Annotated in this window: 25 protein-coding genes; 20 read left to right on the top strand and 5 right to left on the bottom strand. The window is 58.1% G+C overall.

The window, feature by feature from the left end:
• Positions 1 to 185 precede the first annotated feature (185 nt).
• Genes JNB88_RS10895 through dnaQ form a run of 5 tightly spaced genes read left to right on the top strand, consistent with a single transcriptional unit; the run spans position 186 to position 3,802 of the window.
• Positions 186 to 1,007 carry a pyruvate, phosphate dikinase/phosphoenolpyruvate synthase regulator gene (locus JNB88_RS10895; protein WP_037131586.1) on the top strand — a complete coding sequence of 274 codons (822 nt, stop codon included), beginning with the start codon at positions 186 to 188 and terminating at the stop codon, positions 1,005 to 1,007.
• Positions 1,008 to 1,038: 31 nt separating this feature from the next.
• A complete protein-coding gene (locus JNB88_RS10890; RefSeq protein WP_220355487.1) occupies positions 1,039 to 1,638 on the top strand; it encodes a Maf-like protein in 600 nt (199 codons plus the stop codon).
• Positions 1,631 to 2,488, top strand: a complete 858-nt coding sequence (locus JNB88_RS10885; RefSeq protein ID WP_220355486.1) for a shikimate dehydrogenase — start codon at positions 1,631 to 1,633, stop codon at positions 2,486 to 2,488. Before JNB88_RS10890 ends, JNB88_RS10885 begins: the two co-directional genes overlap by 8 nt.
• Positions 2,488 to 3,099 carry a dephospho-CoA kinase gene (gene coaE, locus JNB88_RS10880; RefSeq protein WP_220355485.1) on the top strand — a complete coding sequence of 204 codons (612 nt, stop codon included), beginning with the start codon at positions 2,488 to 2,490 and terminating at the stop codon, positions 3,097 to 3,099. Before JNB88_RS10885 ends, coaE begins: the two co-directional genes overlap by 1 nt.
• A complete protein-coding gene (gene dnaQ, locus JNB88_RS10875; RefSeq protein ID WP_220355484.1) occupies positions 3,092 to 3,802 on the top strand; it encodes a DNA polymerase III subunit epsilon in 711 nt (236 codons plus the stop codon). Before coaE ends, dnaQ begins: the two co-directional genes overlap by 8 nt.
• A gap of 57 nt (positions 3,803 to 3,859) precedes the next feature.
• Here the strand turns inward: dnaQ and secB are convergent, their stop codons facing one another.
• The gene (secB, locus tag JNB88_RS10870; RefSeq protein WP_016556856.1) at positions 3,860 to 4,342 is read right to left on the bottom strand and encodes a protein-export chaperone SecB; all 483 of its coding nucleotides are present in this window, start codon (positions 4,340 to 4,342) and stop codon (positions 3,860 to 3,862) included.
• An 89-nt stretch (positions 4,343 to 4,431) separates the two neighbouring features.
• Positions 4,432 to 4,920: an FxsA family protein gene (locus JNB88_RS10865; protein ID WP_220355483.1), complete on the bottom strand. Its 489-nt coding sequence runs from the start codon at positions 4,918 to 4,920 to the stop codon at positions 4,432 to 4,434.
• A 125-nt stretch (positions 4,921 to 5,045) separates the two neighbouring features.
• Here JNB88_RS10865 and JNB88_RS10860 point away from each other — a divergent pair, with 125 nt between their 5' ends.
• The 5 genes from JNB88_RS10860 (at position 5,046) to gyrB (ending at position 10,368) form a co-directional block, all read left to right on the top strand.
• Positions 5,046 to 5,750, top strand: coding sequence for a Tim44/TimA family putative adaptor protein (locus tag JNB88_RS10860; protein ID WP_037131573.1), 705 nt, complete (start codon positions 5,046 to 5,048; stop codon positions 5,748 to 5,750).
• Positions 5,743 to 6,861 (top strand): murein transglycosylase A, encoded by a 1,119-nt coding sequence (gene mltA, locus JNB88_RS10855; protein WP_220355482.1) that lies wholly within the window; start codon positions 5,743 to 5,745, stop codon positions 6,859 to 6,861. Before JNB88_RS10860 ends, mltA begins: the two co-directional genes overlap by 8 nt.
• Positions 6,861 to 7,424 (top strand): Smr/MutS family protein, encoded by a 564-nt coding sequence (locus JNB88_RS10850; RefSeq protein ID WP_220355481.1) that lies wholly within the window; start codon positions 6,861 to 6,863, stop codon positions 7,422 to 7,424. Before mltA ends, JNB88_RS10850 begins: the two co-directional genes overlap by 1 nt.
• Entirely contained in the window at positions 7,421 to 7,798 is a 378-nt protein-coding gene (locus tag JNB88_RS10845) for a helix-turn-helix domain-containing protein (protein WP_220355480.1), read from the top strand. Before JNB88_RS10850 ends, JNB88_RS10845 begins: the two co-directional genes overlap by 4 nt.
• A 134-nt stretch (positions 7,799 to 7,932) precedes the next feature.
• Positions 7,933 to 10,368: a DNA topoisomerase (ATP-hydrolyzing) subunit B gene (gene gyrB, locus JNB88_RS10840; protein ID WP_220355479.1), complete on the top strand. Its 2,436-nt coding sequence runs from the start codon at positions 7,933 to 7,935 to the stop codon at positions 10,366 to 10,368.
• A 75-nt stretch (positions 10,369 to 10,443) separates the two neighbouring features.
• Here gyrB and JNB88_RS10835 read toward each other — a convergent pair whose 3' ends face one another.
• Positions 10,444 to 11,037, bottom strand: a complete 594-nt coding sequence (locus tag JNB88_RS10835) for a nitroreductase family protein (protein ID WP_220355478.1) — start codon at positions 11,035 to 11,037, stop codon at positions 10,444 to 10,446.
• Between the two features lie 19 nt (positions 11,038 to 11,056).
• On the bottom strand, positions 11,057 to 11,341 hold the full coding sequence (locus tag JNB88_RS10830; protein ID WP_220355477.1) for a DUF2218 domain-containing protein: 285 nt from the start codon (positions 11,339 to 11,341) through the stop codon (positions 11,057 to 11,059).
• A 159-nt stretch (positions 11,342 to 11,500) separates the two neighbouring features.
• Here JNB88_RS10830 and JNB88_RS10825 point away from each other — a divergent pair, with 159 nt between their 5' ends.
• The 10 genes from JNB88_RS10825 to JNB88_RS10780 all read left to right on the top strand — a co-directional run bounded on the left by JNB88_RS10825 (position 11,501) and on the right by JNB88_RS10780 (position 21,436).
• Complete coding sequence (locus tag JNB88_RS10825) at positions 11,501 to 12,454, top strand: glutathione S-transferase family protein (RefSeq protein WP_220355476.1); 954 nt, start codon at positions 11,501 to 11,503, stop codon at positions 12,452 to 12,454.
• Between the two features lie 95 nt (positions 12,455 to 12,549).
• Positions 12,550 to 13,392, top strand: coding sequence for a fumarylacetoacetate hydrolase family protein (locus JNB88_RS10820; RefSeq protein WP_220355475.1), 843 nt, complete (start codon positions 12,550 to 12,552; stop codon positions 13,390 to 13,392).
• Positions 13,393 to 13,598: 206 nt separating this feature from the next.
• Complete coding sequence (locus tag JNB88_RS10815) at positions 13,599 to 14,876, top strand: polyhydroxyalkanoate depolymerase (protein WP_220355474.1); 1,278 nt, start codon at positions 13,599 to 13,601, stop codon at positions 14,874 to 14,876.
• A gap of 146 nt (positions 14,877 to 15,022) precedes the next feature.
• Positions 15,023 to 15,457 carry a DUF2852 domain-containing protein gene (locus JNB88_RS10810; RefSeq protein WP_220355473.1) on the top strand — a complete coding sequence of 145 codons (435 nt, stop codon included), beginning with the start codon at positions 15,023 to 15,025 and terminating at the stop codon, positions 15,455 to 15,457.
• 93 nt (positions 15,458 to 15,550) lie between these two features.
• A complete protein-coding gene (locus JNB88_RS10805; protein ID WP_220355472.1) occupies positions 15,551 to 16,312 on the top strand; it encodes a M48 family metallopeptidase in 762 nt (253 codons plus the stop codon).
• A 73-nt stretch (positions 16,313 to 16,385) separates the two neighbouring features.
• Positions 16,386 to 17,054, top strand: a complete 669-nt coding sequence (locus JNB88_RS10800) for a phosphoribosylanthranilate isomerase (RefSeq protein ID WP_220355471.1) — start codon at positions 16,386 to 16,388, stop codon at positions 17,052 to 17,054.
• A gap of 2 nt (positions 17,055 to 17,056) precedes the next feature.
• The gene (gene trpB, locus JNB88_RS10795; protein ID WP_220355470.1) at positions 17,057 to 18,277 is read left to right on the top strand and encodes a tryptophan synthase subunit beta; all 1,221 of its coding nucleotides are present in this window, start codon (positions 17,057 to 17,059) and stop codon (positions 18,275 to 18,277) included.
• A gap of 3 nt (positions 18,278 to 18,280) precedes the next feature.
• Positions 18,281 to 19,120, top strand: a complete 840-nt coding sequence (gene trpA / locus JNB88_RS10790; protein WP_220355469.1) for a tryptophan synthase subunit alpha — start codon at positions 18,281 to 18,283, stop codon at positions 19,118 to 19,120.
• 39 nt (positions 19,121 to 19,159) lie between these two features.
• Positions 19,160 to 20,062 (top strand): acetyl-CoA carboxylase, carboxyltransferase subunit beta, encoded by a 903-nt coding sequence (accD, locus tag JNB88_RS10785; protein WP_037131536.1) that lies wholly within the window; start codon positions 19,160 to 19,162, stop codon positions 20,060 to 20,062.
• Between the two features lie 21 nt (positions 20,063 to 20,083).
• Entirely contained in the window at positions 20,084 to 21,436 is a 1,353-nt protein-coding gene (locus tag JNB88_RS10780) for a bifunctional folylpolyglutamate synthase/dihydrofolate synthase (RefSeq protein WP_220355468.1), read from the top strand.
• 51 nt (positions 21,437 to 21,487) lie between these two features.
• On the opposite strand, the gene trxA is transcribed toward JNB88_RS10780, so the two are convergent.
• A complete protein-coding gene (gene trxA / locus JNB88_RS10775; RefSeq protein ID WP_007528746.1) occupies positions 21,488 to 21,808 on the bottom strand; it encodes a thioredoxin in 321 nt (106 codons plus the stop codon).
• Positions 21,809 to 21,813 lie beyond the last annotated feature (5 nt).

The following is a 21,813-nucleotide window of genomic DNA, read 5'->3' as shown; positions in this document are numbered from 1 at the left end:
GCTGTGGAAAAGATGCTAGTACCGGTCGAACCCCCAAGAGTCATCCACAGAACCAACAGGCACGACAACACTGCTCCCACGGAATTCGATTTGTGGAAAAGTCGGCATGTTTTCCCTTGCCTTACCCCGGCCGCGTCCCTTAGCTCTCCGTCATCCAGTCTTTTCAACAGGTCGCGGAAAATAGCGTGGAGAACCGCACGAACTTCTTCCATCTGCATCTGATTTCTGACTCGACCGGCGAGACGCTGATTTCAGCGGGCCGTGCCGCCTCAGCTCAATTCAAGTCCGCCCAACCGATCGAGCATGTTTATCCGCTAGTCAGGAATCGTAAGCAGCTGCTGCAGGTTCTCCAGGCGATAGACAGCCAACCCGGCATCGTCCTTTATACCATCGTCGACCGCGAACTTGCGACCCTCATAGATCAACGCTGCGCCGAGATGGGAGTGGCATCCGTGAATGTGCTCGAACCCGTCATGAACGCGTTTCAGATCTATCTCGGCGCGCCGTCGCGACGCCGGGTTGGGGCGCAGCATGTGATGAACGCCGGCTATTTCGCTCGCATTGAAGCACTGAATTTCACGATGGATCACGACGATGGCCAGATGCCTGATGATTACAATGATGCCGATGTCGTGATCATTGGCATCAGTCGAACCTCGAAAACGCCGACCAGCATCTACCTTGCCAATCGCGGCATCAAAACAGCCAACATCCCGATCGTGTACGGTGTGCCACTTCCAGAAAGCCTGTTCGCGGCAAGCAAGCCGGTCATCGTCTGCCTGATCGCCACGACTGACCGGATCTCTCAGGTTCGAGAAAACCGGCTCCTCGGTGCCACGCCAGGTTTCGACCGCGGGCAGTACACGGATCGGGCGGCGATCTCGGAAGAATTGAAATATGCTCGCTCGCTTTGTGCCAGACACAACTGGCCGCTGATCGACGTGACTCGCCGTTCCATCGAAGAGACGGCGGCAGCGATTGTTGCCCTCCGTCCGAAGCTGCGCTAAGCGCTGCCGTATCAGAGCTGTTCGAGGCCCCATGTCACCCAAGCTAGTTCTCGCATCCTCCAGCCCATTTCGCCGGATGCTGATGCAAAATGCCGGCCTCGCTTTCGAAGCGCATGCCGCCCACATTGACGAGCGTGCGGTTGAAGCGCCGCTCGAACGCGACGGAGCGGCGCCAGATACCGTCGCCCTTGTTCTTGCTAAGGCAAAGGCAAAGGAAGTCAGCAACCGCTTTCCTGGCTGCCTCGTGATCGGCTCCGATCAGACCATGTCTTTGGGAGCACAAACCTTTCACAAGCCGAAAGATATGGATGCTGCAGCGAGCCATCTGCTTGCGCTCGCTGGCAAGACGCATCGCCTGAACAGTGCAATTGCCATTGCTTACAACAGCGACATCGTTTGGGAGCACGTCTCGCACGCTGAGCTGACGATGCGGCCGTTGAGCAAAGACTTCATCGAACGACACCTGAGCCGCGTCGGGGATAAGGCGCTTAGCAGCGTCGGCGCCTATCAGCTCGAGGGGGAGGGACTCCAATTGTTTTCGAGAGTGGATGGTGACTACTTTACAATCCTTGGATTGCCGATGCTGCCACTGTTGGACAAGTTGAGAGAATTGGGTGCTATTGATGGATGATTCACGTGAAACACTAGGGCCGAGGGCATTCGTCACGGGCTTTCCCGTCGCGCATTCGCGGTCGCCTCTCATCCACGGATACTGGCTGAAGACGCTTGGTTTGCCGGGATCATATCGCGCTCATGAAGTAGCGCCTTCGGACTTTGCAGCCTTCGTGCGTTCTCTGAAGAATGGTGAAGCCGGCTTCGTCGGCGGCAATGTCACGATCCCGCACAAAGAGATGGCGTTCAAGCTTGCCGACGAGCCCGACGAACTGTCTGAGGAACTCGGCGCATCCAACACGCTTTGGATCGAAGATGGTAGACTCAAGGCGACGAATACGGACGGACGAGGCTTTACCGCAAATCTCGATGAGCGCCATTCCGGTTGGGACAAGGCTCATTCCGCGGTGGTCCTAGGTGCGGGTGGCGCCAGCCGCTCGATCATTCAGGCTCTGCGCGACCGCGGCATCAAGGAGATCCATCTCGTCAACAGAACCGTCGCACGCGCGCAGGAATTGGCCGATCGGTTCGGCCCCAAGGTACGAGCTCATGCGATGCCTGCCTTATTGGATGTCATGAGCGGCGCGGGACTTTTCGTCAATACCACCTCGCTTGGCATGGATGGTGAGGATGCTCCGCGGATCGACTTCTCAGTGCTTCGGCCCAACGCCGTGGTAACCGATATTGTCTATGTCCCACTGAAAACACCGTTCCTCGCCCAAGCCGAGCAACAGGGATTTCCCATCGTTGATGGACTTGGGATGCTGCTGCACCAAGCAGTACCTGGTTTTGAGAAATGGTTCGGGCGTCGTCCGGTCGTCGATGGGTCCCTGCGGAACCTTATTATTGCGGACATGGACAAGCACTGATGTTGCGTATTGGACTGACCGGCTCGATCGGGATGGGCAAATCGACCATGTCAAAGCTCTTCGCTGAGTCGGGAGTGCCTGTGAACGATTCTGATGCGGTGGTACATGATCTGTACGCGGGCGAGGCGGCACCTTTGGTAGAAGCTGCTTTCCCTGGGACAACTAAGGACGGTGCGGTTGATCGCCAGGAACTTGGTCGCCAGTTGGCCGGGAGTCCGGAAGGATTCAAGCGCCTTGAAGCCATAGTCCACCCGCTGGTGAAAAAGCGGGAAGCGGAGTTCATCGAACGCGAGCGGCAGCGCGGTTCGGAAATGGTGCTGCTCGACATACCGTTATTGTTTGAGACCGGGGCGGAGAGCCGGGTCGACGTGATCGTGGTCGTCAGCTGTAATCCACAGATACAGCGGGAACGCGTACTTGCGCGGCCGGGTATGACAGTTGAAAAATTCAACATGATTCTTGCGCGTCAAACGCCGGATGCGGAAAAGCGTGCGAGGGCCGACTATGTGATCGATACGGGACACAGTATCGAAACGGCGAGAAAGCGGGTCGCGGAGATTGTCTCAGACCTGAAGCGGCGGCTTGCCAGCGGGGACTTCCTGAATGCGTGAAATCATATTCGATACGGAAACCACGGGACTGGATAACCGTGTAGACCGGATCATCGAGATCGGCGGTATCGAACTCTTCAATCACTTCCCCACCGGCAACACGATCCATATCTACATAAATCCGGGTGACCAGAAAGTGCATCCGGACGCGCTCGCCGTGCATGGCATCACCGACGAATTCCTTAAGGACAAGCCTTCATTCGCCGATGTTGCGCAGCAGATTGTCGATTTCTTTGGCGACGCGAAGTGGATCGCGCACAATGCCACATTTGATATGGGCTTCATAAACGCGGAGCTGGCTCGACTCGATTTGCCGCCGATTTTGCCCGACCGCGTGCTCGATACGCTGTCAATGGCACGACGCAAGCATCCAATGGGACCGAATTCGCTCGACGCGCTTTGCCGCCGCTACGGCATCGACAACGGGCATCGAACGAAACACGGCGCCCTTCTAGACTCCGAACTCCTTGCCGACGTCTACATCGAGATGATCGGCGGGCGCCAGGCCGCGCTGGGGCTTGGAACAGCCGCGACCACGGCAGGCGGCCAGGAATCGATGGTCGAAGAAATTATCATGGGAACGCTTGAGCGGCCGCGACCACTTGCGTCGCGCCTTAGCGAGGGCGAGCAACAGGCCCATGATGCGCTGATCGGCAAACTCGGCCAGAAGGGTATCTGGGCGAAATACGATCTCGCAAACTGAAAATGCCCGGAACGATCCGGGCATCTTGCTTTATCTCGATCGACAATACGCGAACGCTTAGTTCGTGGTCGCCTGTACCTTGGCCCGTGCCTGTTCTTCGGCAACGCGCTGTGCAAACATCTGCGAGAAATCGATCGGGTCGATCATCAGCGGCGGGAAGCCGCCGTTGCGCGTGACGTCGGCGATGATCTGACGCGCGAACGGGAACAGCATGCGCGGGCACTCGATGAAAAGAACCGGCAGCATGTGCTCCTGCGGGAAACCGGCAATCCGGAAGACGCCGCCGTAGACGAGCTCGGTGTGGAATACCGTCTTGTCGCCATCCTTGGCTTCGGCGTTCAGAGACAGGACGACGTCGAAGTCCGTGTCGGAAAGCGGATTGGCGTTGACGTTGACATTGATATTGATGGCCGGAGCCTTGTCACGCGCCTGCAGCGAACGCGGAGCACCCGGATTTTCGAAGGAGAGATCCTTGGTGTACTGGGCAAGGATGGTAAGGCTCGGGCTCGTTGCACCGTTATTGCTGTTTTCGTCGGCCATTGGCTTTTCCTCGAGGGCATTGGATGGTGCCGCTCTATCATTTCGGACATGGCGTTACAACCCTGAGCCAAGCGGCTGGCCAGCCCGAATCAGTCGCCGAGATGTTTTCCGGACCACGGCGAATTGTCATTCGGCTCACGTCGGAAGTCCTCGTCATCGAGGTCTACGACCTTGGGATCCTTGGTGCGGCTCGATCCATCGAAGCCACGAGCTGATCCCACAACAACGAAGCGCCGGCTGACATATTTCCAGGCTAGGTCCCGAACAGCAGGAATGAAGATCAAGATCGCCACGATATCGGTAATGAAGCCGGGAATGATGAGCAATAGCGAGGCAATGACAAACATCGCCGGGCGAAGCATCTCGCGCCCCGGCATCATGCCATTCTGTCCTTCGGCGGACATGCGGCTCAAGATCCCAACGCCCTGGCGCCTGAGCAACGCGATACCGACCATGAAGCTCAGAATAACAAGCGCGAGTGTCGGCCAGAGTCCGATTGCTTTTCCGACGAGGACAAAACCCGCAATCTCGGCGAGCGGAAGCAGCAGCAGGAAACCGGGCAGAATTTTCAATGGCATCGTCCTATTTCGGCCAAAGCCGAGCTCCGTTAGCGGGTCACATTCGCCGACCCATTTGAATCATCTGTATAGGCGGACTATATGGGAGTACAAATCAGGGATGTTAACAGCGATCGCGGCGGGATATGGGCTCAAACGACTTCATCACATTGTTTTTTCTCGTGGCAGCGGTGCTAATTTTTCTGCAGCTGCGCAGCGTCCTCGGTCGTCGTACGGGAAATGAGAAGCCCCCGCGCGATCTTTATACGCCGCGCGATGCTGTTGGACCAGATTCTCCCGATGCCGGGAAGGTCGTGACCTTGCCGCGTCGTGACGCATCTGGAGAGGAAGAAGACCGCTTTGCGGCAATTGATGCTTTCGCTCCGGCTGGCACGTCACTCAACGAATCCCTACGCGAAATCAATAAGGCGGACCAATCCTTCAATCCGAAGGAATTCGTCAACGGCGCCCGTATGGCCTACGAAATGATCGTGATGGCGTTTGCCGACGGTGATCGAAAGACGCTGAAGAATTTGCTGTCGCGTGAAGTCTATGACGGTTTTGAGGCCGCCATCAACGATCGGGAATCCAAAGACGAGAAGGTGAAATCAACCTTCGTTGGTATCGATAAGGCGGAGATTGCCAGCGCCGAGATCAAAGGCACGGAGGTGCAGATTACCGTCCGCATCATCAGCCAGCTGATCTCGGCCACTTACGACAAGGCCGATAAGCTGATCGACGGTGACGCGGAGAACGTTGCCGAAGTCAATGATCTGTGGACGTTTGCGCGTGATACCCGGTCCCGGGATCCCAACTGGAAACTCGTGGCCACCGAATCGGAACATGAGTGAAGACACTCCGGGTTTTGCCCTTCAGGCAATAGACTTCGAAAATCTGGAAGGCTGGAAGGATGATGATCCCTCCGGCCTTTTTGAAGCGATGGAAGCATGCCGACGGCAGATCATTGACATCAAGCCGTATCGGACCGGCTCGCTCGGCCTGACGGCACACGACCTTTTGCCGTTGCTCGAAGCAGCGCAACGCGAGGATCTCTCGTCGGCAGCCGATGCCCGTGCCTTCTTCGAGACCCACTGTCGACCTTTCAGAATACGTCGCACCGACGGTGAGCCGGGTTTCGTTACCGCGTTTTACGAGCCGGAGATCATGGTCTCGGCCGTTCAGAATAGCGAGTATCGCTTTCCATTCTATCGCCGCCCCGATGATCTCGTTGATCTTGATGAGCGCAATCGTCCTGCGGGTGTGCCCGATAGCTATGCCTTTGGCCTGCTGAGCGAAGGTGGCATTGAAGCCTACCCGGAACGGAAGGCGATTGATGAAGGATACCTCGCGGGCAAAGGATTGGAGATTGCCTGGGCAAAGTCAAAGGTCGACGTCTTCTTCGTCCACGTCCAGGGTGCTGCGCGCTTGCGCTATCCCGATGGCGCCGTTGGACGCATCACCTATGCAGCGAAGGCGGGACATCCTTTCTCGGCGATCGGCAAGTTGCTCATTGAACGCGGCGAAATCGACCGATCAGAGATTTCGATGCAGGCCATTCGCCGGTGGCTCGGCGACCATCCTCATCAGATGGATGAGATTCTTTGGCATAACCGCTCCTACATTTTCTTCCGGGAGGTGCCGAACGCAGATCTCGGCGCCGGCCCCGTTGCCGCCGCAAAGGTTCCGTTGATTACCGGACGCTCGCTCGCTGTCGATCGGCTCATTCACACCTTTGGCTTTCCGTTTTTCATCCGCTCCGAAAATCTTGTCCATCTCGATGGAGGCAAGCCGTTCGCGCGTTTGATGCTCGCTCTCGATACCGGCTCCGCCATCGTTGGTCCGGCGAGGGGTGACGTTTTCACAGGATCGGGGGATCCGGCAGGAGAACTTGCTGGAACGGTGCGTCATGACGCCGACTTCGTCATTCTGCTTCCCAATGCAGCCGCAGCGAGGTTTGCCTGATGGCACGAGATCGCAAGCTCAACGCGGAGGAGAGGATACTATGGGGTAAGGTCGCGCGGAGTACGCGTCCGATGCCCGGTAAGACGGGTGAACTTGCAGAGCTCGACGCGTTTTTGACAGAGGCTGAAGTTGAAAAACAGACTGCGGCTAGCCCGAAGCGACCTTCCGAAGGTGAGGTTGAGCCGGTCACCCCTGCGACGCCCAAGGCGCGGTCCGGCGTTCACCATCCGCTCGAAAGGCCGGTTAAGCGCAAGATCGCCAAGGGCCGCCTTGCGCTGGAAGCCCGTATCGATCTGCATGGGCTCGTCCAGAGCGAAGCCCATGTATTGCTTCTCGAATTTCTGATGCGGGCCCATGAACGGGGGATGAGACATGTCCTCGTGATCACGGGCAAGGGGAGCTCGCTTGGTAGCAAGGGCGCTCTGAAGCGCGCCGTCCCGATGTGGTTCTCCAAGCCGGAGTTTCGGTATTTTATCTCGTCCTACGAAACGGCAGCCCATCATCACGGAGGCGAGGGCGCTCTCTATATCCGGCTGTCGCGTCGCCATGGAGAGAGATCGTGACTCCGTTCGGTGAGGCTGTCCGCAAGTTGCGGGAGCGCAAGGGTGTCTCGCAGAAGCAGATGGCTGCAGCCCTCAATGTGTCCCCAGCCTACCTCTCGGCACTCGAGCACGGGCGGCGTGGCCTGCCGACGTTCGATCTACTCCAGCGGATCGCCGGTTATTTCAACATCATCTGGGACGAGGCCGAAGAACTCTTCCTTTTGGCCCGCTCTTCTGACCCCCGCGTGGTCGTCGATACGTCTGGATTGTCGGCCGAACATACCGCATTTGCGAACCTCCTGGCGGGCCGTATACGTGATCTTGACAGCACGACGCTTGGCGAACTGGCAAGCATTCTCGAAAACGGCAGAAAAGCGGACGGAAAACGGTCATAATCCCCTGATTTATGGCGAGTTTAGGTGCGCTGGCATTGGGAAGTTGGATCAAAAACCCTATATTCTGGCGTGAAAAAGGTCGGTGATTCGCAAGTCTCGCCTCGGCCCCGACAACAGGGAAATTCTCGAAAAATATGACCGATATACCCGCGACGGAAAACGGCGTTAGCACCGAGTATGGCGCAGACTCGATCAAGGTTCTGAAGGGCCTTGATGCGGTACGCAAGCGGCCGGGCATGTATATCGGCGACACGGACGATGGTTCGGGCCTTCACCACATGGTCTATGAAGTCGTCGACAACGCCATCGACGAAGCGCTGGCCGGACATGCCGATATCGTGACCGTAACACTCAATCCGGATGGTTCGGTCACCGTCACCGATAACGGTCGCGGCATCCCGACGGATATCCATAGCGGTGAGGGCGTTTCGGCCGCTGAGGTCATCATGACCCAACTGCATGCTGGTGGTAAGTTCGACCAGAATTCCTATAAGGTTTCCGGCGGTCTGCACGGCGTCGGCGTTTCTGTTGTTAACGCGCTCTCCGTTTGGCTGAAGCTTAAAATCCGCCGCCAAGGCAAGATCCATGAGATGAGCTTTACGCATGGCGTAGCGGATGCTCCGTTGAAGGTCATCGGCGACGCGGGCGATGAAACCGGCACCGAGGTCAGCTTCATGCCGAGTTCCGAAACCTTCACAATGACGGAATTCGACTACGGCACGCTGGAGCATCGTCTACGCGAGCTTGCATTCCTGAATTCGGGTGTCCGCATCCTCCTGAGCGACAAGCGTCACTCGGACGTCAGGCAGGAAGAGATGCTCTATGACGGTGGCCTGGAAGCCTTCGTTTCCTATCTCGATCGCGCCAAGAAGCCGCTCGTTGACAAACCGGTGGCAATCCGTGGCGAGAAGGACGGAATTACCGTCGAAGTCGCGATGTGGTGGAATGACAGCTACCACGAGAACGCACTTTGCTTCACCAACAACATCCCGCAGCGAGACGGTGGCACGCACATGGCCGGCTTCCGCGCCGCGCTGACCCGCCAGATCACCTCCTATGCCGATACGTCGGGCATCACGAAGAAGGAAAAGGTGACGCTGACCGGTGAAGATTGCCGTGAGGGGCTGACCGCTGTCCTTTCCGTCAAGGTTCCCGACCCGAAGTTTTCGTCGCAAACCAAGGACAAGCTGGTTTCGTCAGAAGTTCGTCCCGTTGTCGAGAATCTCGTCAGCGAAGCACTGAGCACCTGGCTCGAAGAGCACCCGACGGAAGCCAAGGTCCTTGTCGGCAAGGTGGTCGAAGCCGCCGCCGCGCGCGAAGCGGCCCGCAAGGCGCGCGAACTGACCCGCCGCAAGGGTGCCCTCGACATTGCGTCTCTGCCCGGAAAGCTCGCGGATTGTTCTGAGCGCGATCCTGCCAAGTCAGAAGTCTTCCTCGTCGAGGGTGACTCGGCAGGCGGTTCGGCCAAGCAGGGCCGGTCGCGCGAAAACCAGGCGATCCTGCCGCTGCGCGGTAAGATCCTGAACGTCGAACGTGCCCGCTTCGACAAGATGCTGTCGAGCCAGGAAATCGGCACTCTGATCACGGCACTCGGCACGGGTATCGGCAAGGACGAGTTCAATGCGGAAAAGCTGCGCTACCACAAGATCATCATCATGACCGACGCTGACGTCGACGGCGCCCACATTCGTACGCTGCTGTTGACGTTCTTCTTCCGCCAGATGCCGGAACTGATCGAGCGTGGCCATCTCTACATCGCCCAGCCGCCGCTTTATAAGGTCTCCCGCGGCAAATCGATCCAGTACGTCAAGAACGAGAAAGCCCTTGAGGACTACCTGATCGGCCAGGGTCTCGAGGATGCTGCCTTGAAGCTCGGCAGTGGCGAGGTACGGACTGGCCAGGACCTTGGCGAAGTAATCGGCGATGCGCTGCGCCTCCGCGCGCTCCTCGATAATCTGCACTCACGCTACAATCGCGCTGCCGTCGAGCAGGCGGCAATTGCCGGTGCTCTCAATGCTGAAGCCGTCAGCGACCGCTCGAGAGCAGAGCAGCTTGCCGGTGAAGTCGCCAGACGTCTTGACCTGATTGCCGAAGAGACCGAGCGCGGTTGGGAAGGGAGCCTTACAACCGAAGGCGGCCTCAAGCTTGAGCGTATGGTACGCGGCGTGAAGGAAGTCGTCGTGCTCGACATGGCGCTGATCGGCTCGCAGGATGCGCGGCTTCTCGATCAGCTGTCGGTCCGCTTGAAGGAAATCTATCAGACACCCCCGTCACTCTCCCGACGCGATGGCGATATCGAGATTTCCGGCCCGAGAGCGCTGCTTGACGCGATTTTTGCAAGTGGCCGCAAGGGCTTGACGATGCAGCGGTACAAGGGCCTCGGTGAGATGAATGCCGAGCAGCTGTGGGAAACGACGCTCGATCCGAACGTTCGTTCGCTGTTGCAGGTCAAGGTTTCCGATGCAACTGATGCAGATGGTCTTTTCGCTCGCCTGATGGGTGACGAAGTAGAGCCTCGCCGGGAGTTCATCCAGGACAACGCCTTGAGCGTTGCAAACCTCGATATCTAAGGCGCTGACCGACATTTATCAGCCGCATCTTTAAGAAAAGCCCCGCGCCGAAAACGCGGGGCTTTGTTCTTAGCGTCAGTCCGCTACGAATTTGCTTCTGAAGGCGACATCGGAAAGCGGCTTGCGCTGGCTCGGAAACTCCCGCTCCCGGTTTCGTTCCGAAAGCACGCTCTTGTCCGCAAGGCGACCCACCGCCACGCCCGCTTCCACCCGGTAGCCTTCGGGAATGGAAAAGGCTTGCTGTATCTGCTCGTGCTTGATGCCGCCCATGCCATGCGCGTAGAAGCCCGAAAGGCGTGCCTGCAGTGCGAGGTAGCCCCAGGCCGTGCCGGCGTCGAACGAGTGCGTGTAGCTCTTCTTGCCCTCGGAGAAATCGCCGCTGAAACTCTTGGAGACAACGTAAATCAGTGCCGACGCATTCTTGGCCCATTCCTGATTGGATTCGACGAGTAGGTCGACGAAGCTGTCCCAGTCTTCAGAGCCCTTCAGCGTATAGATGAAACGCCAGGGCTGCTGGTTGGCGGACGACGGTGCCCAATGCGCGGCGTCCAGAATAGTCAGTAGCTCCGATTCCTCGATCACTTCGCCGGTAAAGGCACGCGGCGACCAGCGCTCGAGGAACAAGGGGTCGATCGGATATGGGGATGCGCGGTTATTGCTCGTTGTCATGGTTTTCCGGTGCTTTTTGTCAGGTTTTCCAGTTGATGCGGAGTTCTTCGCGGAAGGCAAATCGTTTGAGGTGCTCGGCGACGACTTCCTGATATCGTTCGAGCTGCGACCGCTCGGCGACGGACAGCGTCAGATGAAGCGCGGCGGAATCAGCCACAAATGCTACCTCAGCTGCGTCGCTGAACGGTATACGACCGGTTTCGGTGGTAAACTCCACCGAAAACTTGTGGCTCCAATGCTTGCAGAGCTGCTGAAGGTATTTGCTGGCATGCACGGTGGCTACCGTGGACGTTGAAACAAGCATATTAAGCTCCTTCCTGCCCGTCTTAGGCCCGATCCGATGGTCTTGGCAAGCAGCCCGCATCGCGCCCAACGGTGCACGGTCTGTTTCAAGAAATGTGGCCTCCCACGCGCGCGAAAGCACGGTAAGTAGATCCGGCATGAACAAGCAGAGGATAGCGTCTTGCTCGTAAACGGTAAGTGGATGGAAGATTGGCAGCCGGTACAGGCGAAGGACGAGAAGGGTGGCTTTGTTCGCCAGACGTCCAGCTTCCGCAATTGGGTAACCCCAGATGGTGCGGCTGGGCCGACTGGACGAGGCGGATTCCGGGCCCAGGCAGGGCGCTATCATCTCTACGTCGCCTATATCTGCCCCTGGGCCTCTCGAACACTGATCGGTAGACAGCTGAAGGGGCTCGAATCGGCCATCTCGGTTTCCGTGGTCGAACCAGCGCTTACGAAGCAGGGTTGGCGGTTTGGCGACTATCCGGGCGCTACGCAGGATCATATCCACGGCGCGACATACATGCACGAGATCTACACCAAGGCTGCCCCCGATTTCACCGGCCGTGCGACGGTACCGGTACTTTGGGACAAGCAGCAGAATACGATCGTCAACAATGAATCATCTGACATCCTGCGTATGATGAACGAGGGGTTTGGAGACCTTGCCCAGAACCCGATCGACCTCTATCCCGTGGAACGGCGTGCAGCGATAGACGATTTTAATGAGCGGATCTATCCGACTCTGAACAACGGCGTCTACCGGGCGGGGTTCGCCACGACGCAGCTTGCATATGAGGAGGCGTTTACCGATGTCTTCCAGTGCCTTGACTGGGTGCAGAGCAAACTTGGTGATCGGCCGTTCTTGTTCGCAGACCATCCTACCGAAAGCGATATCCGGCTTTTTGTCACGCTGGTGCGCTTCGATGTCGCCTATCACGGACTGTTCAAATGCAATTTGCGGCGTCTTTCGGACTACGTCAATCTCCGCCATTTCTGCGGACGTATGCTCGCTTGGCCGGGTGTTGCCGAAACTGTGAATTTCGACCACATAAAGCGCGGCTACTACTCTATCGAAACCCTCAACCCGACGCGGATCGTGCCGGTTGGTCCAGATCTGGCAGAAATTTTCTGAGGCGGCGTACCGCATCGGCGTAAAGCCGTAATGACACCCGTGAATATTTCGTTCATAGGTGATCAAGACTTCGATCTCGCTGAGGAGGAAATATTATGAAGCTTATGCGTGTTGGAGAGGCTGGCCGCGAGAAACCAGCCATGCTCGATGCCGACGGCAAGATCCGTGACCTTTCTGCCCACATTTCAGACATCGGCGGTGAAGCGATTTCGCCGGAAGGCCTGTCGAAGCTCAAGGCGCTTGACCCGAAGGGTTTGCCGGAACTTGAGCCGGGCCGTATCGGCGCCTGCGTCGCCGGCACCGGAAAGTTCATTTGCATTGGCCTCAATTTTTCCGACCACGCAGCTGAAACCGGTGCCACCGTTCCGCCGGAACCGGTCATTTTCATGAAAGCGACGTCCGCAATCGTTGGGCCGAACGACAACGTGCTGATCCCCCGCGGTTCCGAGAAGACCGACTGGGAAGTGGAACTCGGCGTTGTCATCGGGAAGACTGCGAAGTATGTCAGCGAAGCCGATGCGCTCGATTATGTTGCCGGCTACTGCGTTTCCCATGACGTCTCCGAGCGTGCCTTCCAGACGGAGCGCGCGGGTCAGTGGACCAAGGGCAAGTCCTGCGACACGTTTGGTCCGATCGGCCCGTGGCTGGTTACCAAGGACGAAATCGCTGATCCGCAGAACCTTGGCATGTGGTTGAAGGTCAATGGCGAAACCATGCAAAACGGCTCTTCGAAGACGATGGTTTACGGTGTGGCCTATGTGGTTTCCTACCTTAGCCAGTTCATGTCGCTGCATCCCGGCGACGTGATTTCGACCGGTACGCCTCCCGGCGTCGGTATGGGTATGAAACCGCCGCGGTTCCTCAGGGCTGGCGACGTGGTGGAGCTCGGTATCGAGGGCCTCGGCACGCAGAAACAGACGTTCCTGGCTGATCGCTAACCTCCATTTTGCGATCATTAAGCATTCAAGCGCACGATGATGCCGGGGCCAAATCCCCGGCATTTCTTTTTTGCGGTGCGAATGGCAATGTTGCTGCGCAACAAAAACCTGCTAATCTGCGTTGAGGTGCCAGCACGTCGTTGGAAAGAGTCCGATGCCCTTTCAATCGGCATCGTCTTCCAGATCAGAGAAAGGTGGCGCATCTCATGTTTTATCAACTTTATGAATTGAACCATGCCGCATTGGCGCCCTATCGTGCTTTCGCCGATATCATGCGTATGGTCTATGCCAATCCGCTCAATCCGATTTCGCAGACGCCCTGGGGGCGCACGATGGCCGCGAGCCTCGAGATGTTCGAGCGCACGACGCGTCGTTACGGCAAGCCATCTTTCGACCTGAGCGACACCGTCATCGGCGACCGAAGGGTTGCAGTGAGAGAAGAGATCGTCTGGTCACGCGCTTTCTGCAATCTGCTCCATTTTGCACGCAACGTCCCCAACGGTCATGGACCGGACCCGCGCATTCTCATCGTCGCGCCGATGTCAGGCCACTATGCGACGCTGCTGCGCGGTACCGTCGAAGCGTTGTTGCCAAGTGCGGACATTTACATCACCGATTGGATTGACGCCCGCATGGTGCCGATGACGGAGGGCACCTTCGATTTCGACGACTATGTCGACTATGTGATCGAGATGCTCCGCTTTCTGGGGCCGGATACACATGTCATCGCTGTCTGTCAGCCCTCCGTGCCGGTTCTGGCCGCGGCTGCGGTGATGGAAGCCGAAAACGATCCATTCTCGCCCTCGTCGATGACGTTGATGGGCGGACCGATCGATACGCGTATCAATCCGACCGCCGTAAATCAGCTTGCGAAGGAACGGCCGCTGGAGTGGTTTGCCGATAATGTGATCATGAATGTGCCTTGGCCACAGCCAGGCTTCATGCGACCGGTCTATCCAGGCTTCCTGCAGCTCTCGGGCTTCATGTCGATGAACCTCGATCGGCATGTGATCGCTCACAAGGAATTCTTCATGCATCTGGTGAAGAACGATGGTGAGCCGGCCGAGAAACACCGCGATTTCTACGACGAATACCTCGCCGTTATGGATCTGACGGCCGAATTCTACCTTCAGACGGTCGACCAGGTTTTCATCAAGCATTCGCTGCCAAAGGGAGAGCTGGTCCACCGCGGCAAGCTTGTCGATCCCGCCGCGATCCGCAATGTTGCGCTATTGACCGTAGAGGGCGAGAACGACGATATCTCTGGTGTCGGTCAGACCAAGGCTGCCCAGACAATCTGCGTCAACATCCCCGAAAACATGCGTATGCATTATCTGCAGCCCGATGTCGGTCATTATGGCGTCTTCAATGGATCCCGGTTCCGTCGTGAGATCGCGCCGCGAATTGTCAACTTCGTCAAGGAGCATGCCCGTTCCGGGAAGCCTGCGGTAAAGCGAGTTATCAAGGGCGGAAAGTCCGACTGAATTAGAAAAATCTGAATTAGGGATTGCATTTCAAGGTGTTGTCCGATTTGGAAGCGCTTCGTCTTGAAGCGGGCTGGCTGTGTAACCACATCGATTCCAGCGTTCGGTATCTCGCCGAGCGCGGAAAAATGCGAGGACACCGCACGATGAACCAGTCAGCATTGCTTCGCCCGGATTGGACTCCGGCTACCATTGCCCTGATGATCCTCGGCTTCGTGGTTTTCTGGCCTCTGGGTCTCGCCATGCTTGCCTACATCATTTTCGGGGAGCGCCTGCGGGGTTTCAAGCGCGACGCCAACAGCGCCGCGGATGGATTCTTTGCCGGCTGCCGACGTTCGCATGGTCACTATCGCCCGCACTTCTCGACAGGCAATGTTGCCTTCGATGACTGGCGCAAGGCCGAGCTCGACCGCCTGGAAGAAGAGCGACGAAAGCTTGATGAAATGCGCGAGGAATTTGATTCCTACATGCGCGAGCTGCGCCGTGCCAAGGATCAGGAAGAGTTCGATCGCTTCATGCGTGATCGCAAGAATGCCAAGCGCGATAGCAACGGGCCGGTAGCAGAATACCAGACCCCGTAACGTCCACACCGTTCAGCACTAAAATTTGAACCGGCATCATCGATGCCGGCTTTTCTTTGCAGAGAATTCGCGCGAATCATATAGAAAATGCCCATGTTCCCGCTCCTCGCAAAGCCACGTCGTAGCGTTCGAAAGCCGGCTCCGCCCGAGACCCGGACGCTTGATGTAGCTGGCCGCCTGATGCCATTGACGATCAAGCAGCATGAACGGGCAACCCGCATCACTTTGCGCATCGAACCCGGTGGCCGGGCTCTGAAGATGACAATCCCGAGCGGATTGGCGCAGCGCGAGGTGAATGCATTTCTGGACCGTCACCAGGGTTGGCTGCTCACCAAGCTTGCGAAGTTCTCAACGGACTCCGGCTTGCATGACGGCGGCACTATCCTCTTTCGCGGTGTGTTGCATCGCATCCAACACACGGGCAGCCTTCGCGGGCTGACGGAAGCAATTGTTGTTGATGGCAAGCCAGTCTTGAAGGTCAGCGGTATGCCCGAACATCTGGGACGGCGTATCTCGACCTTCCTGAAGAAGGAAGCCCGGGCGGATCTTGAGCGGCTGGCAACGCTGCATGCCCGCTCGATCAACACGCCGATCAGGTCGATTTCCATGAAGGATACCCGCAGCCGTTGGGGATCCTGTTCGTCCGAGGGGAATTTGAGCTTTTCCTGGCGCATCGCCATGGCGCCGCCATCCGTCGTCGACTATCTGGCGGCCCATGAAGTCGCCCATCTCAGGGAGATGAACCACGGACCGCGTTTCTGGGCGCTCTGCAGGAAGCTCTGCCCCCATATGGAAGAGGCAAAGGCCTGGCTAAAGCGTCATGGCAGCCAGCTTCACGCCATCGATTTCGACTGACCAAAGCCCCGCAAATTCAGGTTTTGTCGCGATTTGGCTCGACTCCAAGCGCTTTTCGTGTCACTCCGCTGCCATGAAACCGGATATCAAAATCTGCGGGCTGAAGACGGCTGAAACAATCGATCGTGCCCTTGCGCGCGGCGCGACCCATATCGGCTTCATCTTCTTCGAAAAAAGCCCGCGCTATGTCGAGCCCGATATCGCCGGCAAGCTTGCGGAACCAGCTCGTGGCAAAGCCAAGATCGTTGCTGTTACCGTCAATCCAAGCAACGACGATCTCGACGAGATCGTGGCACTGTTGAAGCCCGATATTCTCCAGTTGCACGGCGACGAAAGCCCGGAGCGGGTGTTGACCATAAAAGCGGTCTACGGGTTGCCTGTCATGAAGGCCTTCTCCGTGCGGACGGCTGACGATTTGAAGCGGGTCGAGGCCTATATCGGTATTGCCGATCGTTTCCTTTTTGACGCAAAGCCTCCGAAGGGATCCGATTTGCCCGGTGGCAACGGAGTTTCCTTCGATTGGAGCCTGCTCACCTGGCTTGACGGCAATGTGGATTACATGCTTTCCGGTGGCTTGAATAAATCTAACATTGCCGAGGCGCTCGGCATCACCAAGGCGCCGGGGATTGACGTGTCCTCCGGGGTCGAGAGCACACCGGGCGTCAAAAGCCTGGCAATGATTGATGAGTTTTTCGATGCGGTCGAGCGGGCCTGTGAGCTCGAAACGGCCTCAGGGAGTTGAGAGTGAACCAGACGCCAAAACCGAATTCCTTCCGTTCCGGCCCTGATGAAGACGGCCGTTTCGGCATTTACGGCGGCCGTTTCGTCGCCGAGACTCTGATGCCCTTGATCCTCGACCTGCAGGACGAGTGGAACAAGGCAAAGGACGATCCGGAATTTCAGGCGGAGCTGAAGCAGCTTGGTACTCACTATATCGGCCGCCCGAGCCCGCTCTACTTCGCTGAGCGTCTGACGGCCGAACTCGGTGGCGCCAAGATTTACTTCAAGCGCGAAGAGCTGAACCACACCGGCTCGCACAAGATCAACAACTGCATAGGCCAGATCCTGCTTGCCAAGCGCATGGGCAAGAAACGGATCATCGCTGAAACCGGTGCCGGCCAGCATGGCGTAGCCTCCGCAACCGTCGCCGCGCGTTTCGGCTTTCCCTGTGTCGTCTACATGGGCGCTACCGATGTCGAGCGCCAGGCGCCGAACGTGTTCCGCATGAAGCTGCTCGGCGCCGAGGTAAAACCGGTGACGGCCGGCCACGGCACGCTGAAGGACGCCATGAACGAGGCGTTACGTGACTGGGTCACCAACGTCGACGACACCTATTACCTGATCGGAACCGCTGCCGGCCCGCATCCCTATCCGGAAATGGTCCGCGACTTCCAAGCGGTCATCGGTACGGAAGCTCGTGAGCAGATCCTGGAGGCTGAAGGACGTCTCCCGGATCTCGTCATTGCTGCCGTCGGGGGCGGTTCGAATGCGATCGGCATCTTCCATCCGTTCCTTGACGACGAGGGCGTCAAGATCGTCGGCGTCGAAGCCGGCGGCAAGGGCCTCAATGGCGACGAGCACTGCGCTTCGATCACCGCGGGTTCGCCCGGCGTCTTGCATGGCAACCGCACCTACCTGCTGCAGGACGGTGACGGCCAGATCAAGGAAGGCCACTCGATTTCGGCCGGTCTCGACTACCCTGGCATCGGCCCTGAACATTCCTACCTGAATGACATCGGTCGCGTTGAATATGTCCCGATCATGGACCACGAGGCGCTTGAAGCCTTCCAGACGCTAACCCGCCTCGAGGGCATCATTCCGGCGCTGGAGCCTTCGCACGCTCTCGCCGAAGTCATCAAGCGCGCGCCGAAGATGGGCAAGGACGAAATCATCCTGATGAACCTCTCCGGCCGCGGCGACAAGGACATCTTCACTGTCGGCAAGATTCTGGGAATGGGTGAGTAAGTCATGACCGCACGTATGGATAAGCGCTTCGCCGACCTGAAGGTCGAAGGCCGGCCGGCACTCGTCACCTATTTCATGGGCGGTGACCCGGATTACGAAACCTCGCTCGGGATCATGAAGGCCCTGCCCGAAGCGGGCTCCGATGTCATCGAACTCGGTATGCCGTTTTCCGATCCGATGGCCGACGGGCCGACGATTCAGCTCGCCGGACAGCGCGCGCTGAAGGCCGGCCAGACCCTGAAGAAGACGCTGCAGCTGGCGGCCGATTTCCGCAAGACCGACGACGCCACGCCGATCGTGCTGATGGGCTACTACAACCCGATCTACGTCCACGGCGTCGAGAAGTTCCTTGATGACGCGCTGGCGGCCGGTATCGATGGCCTCATCGTTGTCGATCTTCCACCCGAAATGGATGACGAACTCTGCATCCCGGCGCTGCGCAAGGGCATCAATTTCATTCGCCTGGCAACCCCGACCACCGACGACAAGCGTCTGCCGACTGTTCTGAAGAACACCTCCGGCTTCGTTTATTATGTTTCGATGAACGGTATCACCGGTTCGGCCCTGCCGGATACCTCGCTGGTTGCGGGCGCCGTGGCGCGTATCAAACAGCATACCGATCTGCCGGTCTGCGTCGGCTTCGGCGTCAAGACCGCCGACCATGCGAAGGTCATCGGCAACTCGGCCGATGGCGTCGTTGTCGGCACCGCAATCGTCAATCAGGTGGCAACGAGCCTCACCAAGGATGGGAAGGCAACCGCCGACACCGTCCAGGCCGTGGCCACACTTGTTCGTGGACTGTCAACGGGTACACGTTCGGCGCGCCTTGTTGCTGCCGAATAGTTTCCCCACATTGGCAAGAGTCAATCAGGAGTTTTCGACTTGAACTGGATCACCAACTACGTTCGCCCCCGCATCAATTCCATGCTGGGCCGCCGCGAAGTGCCGGAGAACCTCTGGATCAAGTGCCCGGAAACGGGTGAGATGGTCTTCCATAAGGATTTGGAAGACAACAAGTGGGTCATTCCGGCCTCCGGCTATCACATGAAGATGCCGGCGAAGGCACGGCTTGCCGATCTTTTCGATGACGGCGCCTATGAAGCGCTCGTCCAGCCGAAAGTCGCGCAGGATCCGCTGAAGTTTCGCGATTCCAAGAAGTACATGGATCGCCTGAAGGACAGCCGCATCAAGACCGAACAGGAAGACACGATCGTTGCCGGCGTCGGCAAGGTTCGCGGCCTGAAGCTCGTGGCCGTTGTTCACGAGTTCAACTTCATGGGCGGCTCGCTTGGTATCGCAGCCGGCGAGGCAATCGTGAAGGCATTCGAGCGCGCGATCGCCGAAAAATGCCCGCTGGTCATGTTCCCGGCATCGGGCGGTGCCCGCATGCAGGAAGGTATCCTCTCGCTCATGCAGCTGCCCCGCACGACCGTTGCGGTTGACATGCTGAAGGAAGCCGGATTGCCTTATATCGTTGTGCTGACGAACCCGACCACGGGCGGTGTCACGGCCTCGTACGCGATGCTTGGCGACCTGCATCTGGCTGAGCCCGGAGCCGAAATCTGCTTTGCCGGCAAGCGCGTCATCGAACAGACTATCCGTGAAAAGCTGCCGGAGGGCTTCCAGACGTCGGAATACCTGCTGGAGCACGGCATGGTCGATATGGTCGTCAAGCGCCATGATATTCCGGATACGCTGGCGCGCGTCCTGAAGATCCTGACCAAGAAGCCTGCAGCAAACCTCAACAAGGAAAGCGGGACGCTTGCGATAGCCGCGAGCGCCTGATCCAACTAGGCGGGTCGCGCGATGATACCAAGGGGCCAAGCCGCAGTGAGCGAAGCAGCGCAGGAAATCGACAAGCTCATGGGATTGCATCCCAAGGGCTTCGACCTGTCCTTGGATCGCATCACTCGGTTGCTTTCCATCCTCGGTGATCCGCAGACAAAGTTGCCGCCCGTCATTCACGTGGCTGGTACGAACGGCAAAGGCTCGGTGACGGCCTTTTGCCGTGCCTTGCTGGAGGCCGGCGGCTATAGCGCCCACGTCCATACCTCTCCGCATCTCGTCAACTGGCACGAACGTTACCGGATCGGCGTCAAGGGTGGACGCGGGCAGCTAGTGGATGATGCCGTCTTCGCCGAGGCTGTGCGGCGCGTGGCGGCTGCCAACGACGGGCAGAAAATCACTGTTTTCGAGATTCTGACGGCAGTTACCTTCATTCTGTTTTCAGAGCATCCGGCCGATGCCGCCATTATCGAGGTTGGCCTTGGCGGTCGGTTTGATGCGACGAACGTCATCTCCGATCCAGCTGTCTCGGTCATCATGCCGATCTCCCTCGACCATCAGCCCTATCTCGGCGATCGTGTCGAACTGATCGCGGCCGAGAAGGCCGGCATCATGAAGCGCGGACATCCTGTCGTGATCGGCAAGCAGGAATACGACGCTGCGCTCGACGTGCTGATGTCGACCGCCGAACGGCTGAATTGCCCGACGGCTGTCTTTGGCCAGGACTATATGGCGCACGAGGAATACGGGCGTCTCGTCTATCAGGACGAGTTTGGTCTTGCTGATCTTCCGCTGCCGCGGCTTCCGGGACGTCACCAGTATGCCAATGCCGCCGCCGCCATCCGCGCCGTCAAGGCTGCCGGCTTTACGGTCACCGAAACCATGATGGAAAAGGCGCTGCTGTCGGTCGAGTGGCCGGGGCGTCTTCAGCGTCTGAGCGACGGCAACCTGATGGCCAGCGCGCCGGCAAAAGCGGAAATCTGGGTCGATGGCGGCCACAATCCTGGCGCCGGCGAGGTTATTGCGGAAGCGATGGCGAACTTCGAGGAAAAGCAGCCGCGGCCGCTCTTCCTGATCATCGGCATGATCAATACCAAGGATCCTGTAGGTTACTTCAAGGCTTTCAAGGGCTTGGCTGAGAAGGTCTATTGCGTGCCGATCCGCGGCAGCGACGCCATGATCGATCCAGTCATCCTGGCAAATGCTGCCTATGATGCCGGCCTAGTCGCCGAACCGATGTCAACCGTCGGCGACGCATTGGAGGCAATCAAGGAGGGGGCCTTCGAACAGGCTCATCCGCCGCGCATCCTGATTGGCGGCTCTCTTTATCTCGTCGGCGATGTTCTTGCCGACAACGGCACACCGCCCAAATGAAAAAAGCCCGGTCAAATGCCGGGCTTCTTCTTATCAGCTTATATGCAATGCTTAAGCAGCGCTGGAGATCCAGCTCGAAAGAGCGGTCTTCGGGGCAGCGCCAACCTTGATGTCGGCAACTTCGCCGGCCTTGAACATGGCAAGCGTCGGAATGGAACGGACGCCGAACTGGGCGGCAAGTTCCGGGTTTTCATCGATATTGAGTTTGGCGACCTTCACCTTGCCCTGAAACTCGACAGCGAGTTCTTCGAGGCTGGGGGCGATCATCTTGCACGGGCCGCACCATTCAGCCCAGAAATCGACGACGACGGGTTCTGCGGATTCCAGAACTTCCGACTGGAAGTTGTTGATATCGACTTTTACGGTAGCCATAGGCT

Source organism: Rhizobium cauense (assembly GCF_019511525.1).
Taxonomy (GTDB): domain Bacteria; phylum Pseudomonadota; class Alphaproteobacteria; order Rhizobiales; family Rhizobiaceae; genus Rhizobium; species Rhizobium cauense.
The sequence above is the reverse complement of the archived record's forward strand: the minus strand, read 5'-3'. Positions and strand labels throughout refer to the sequence as shown.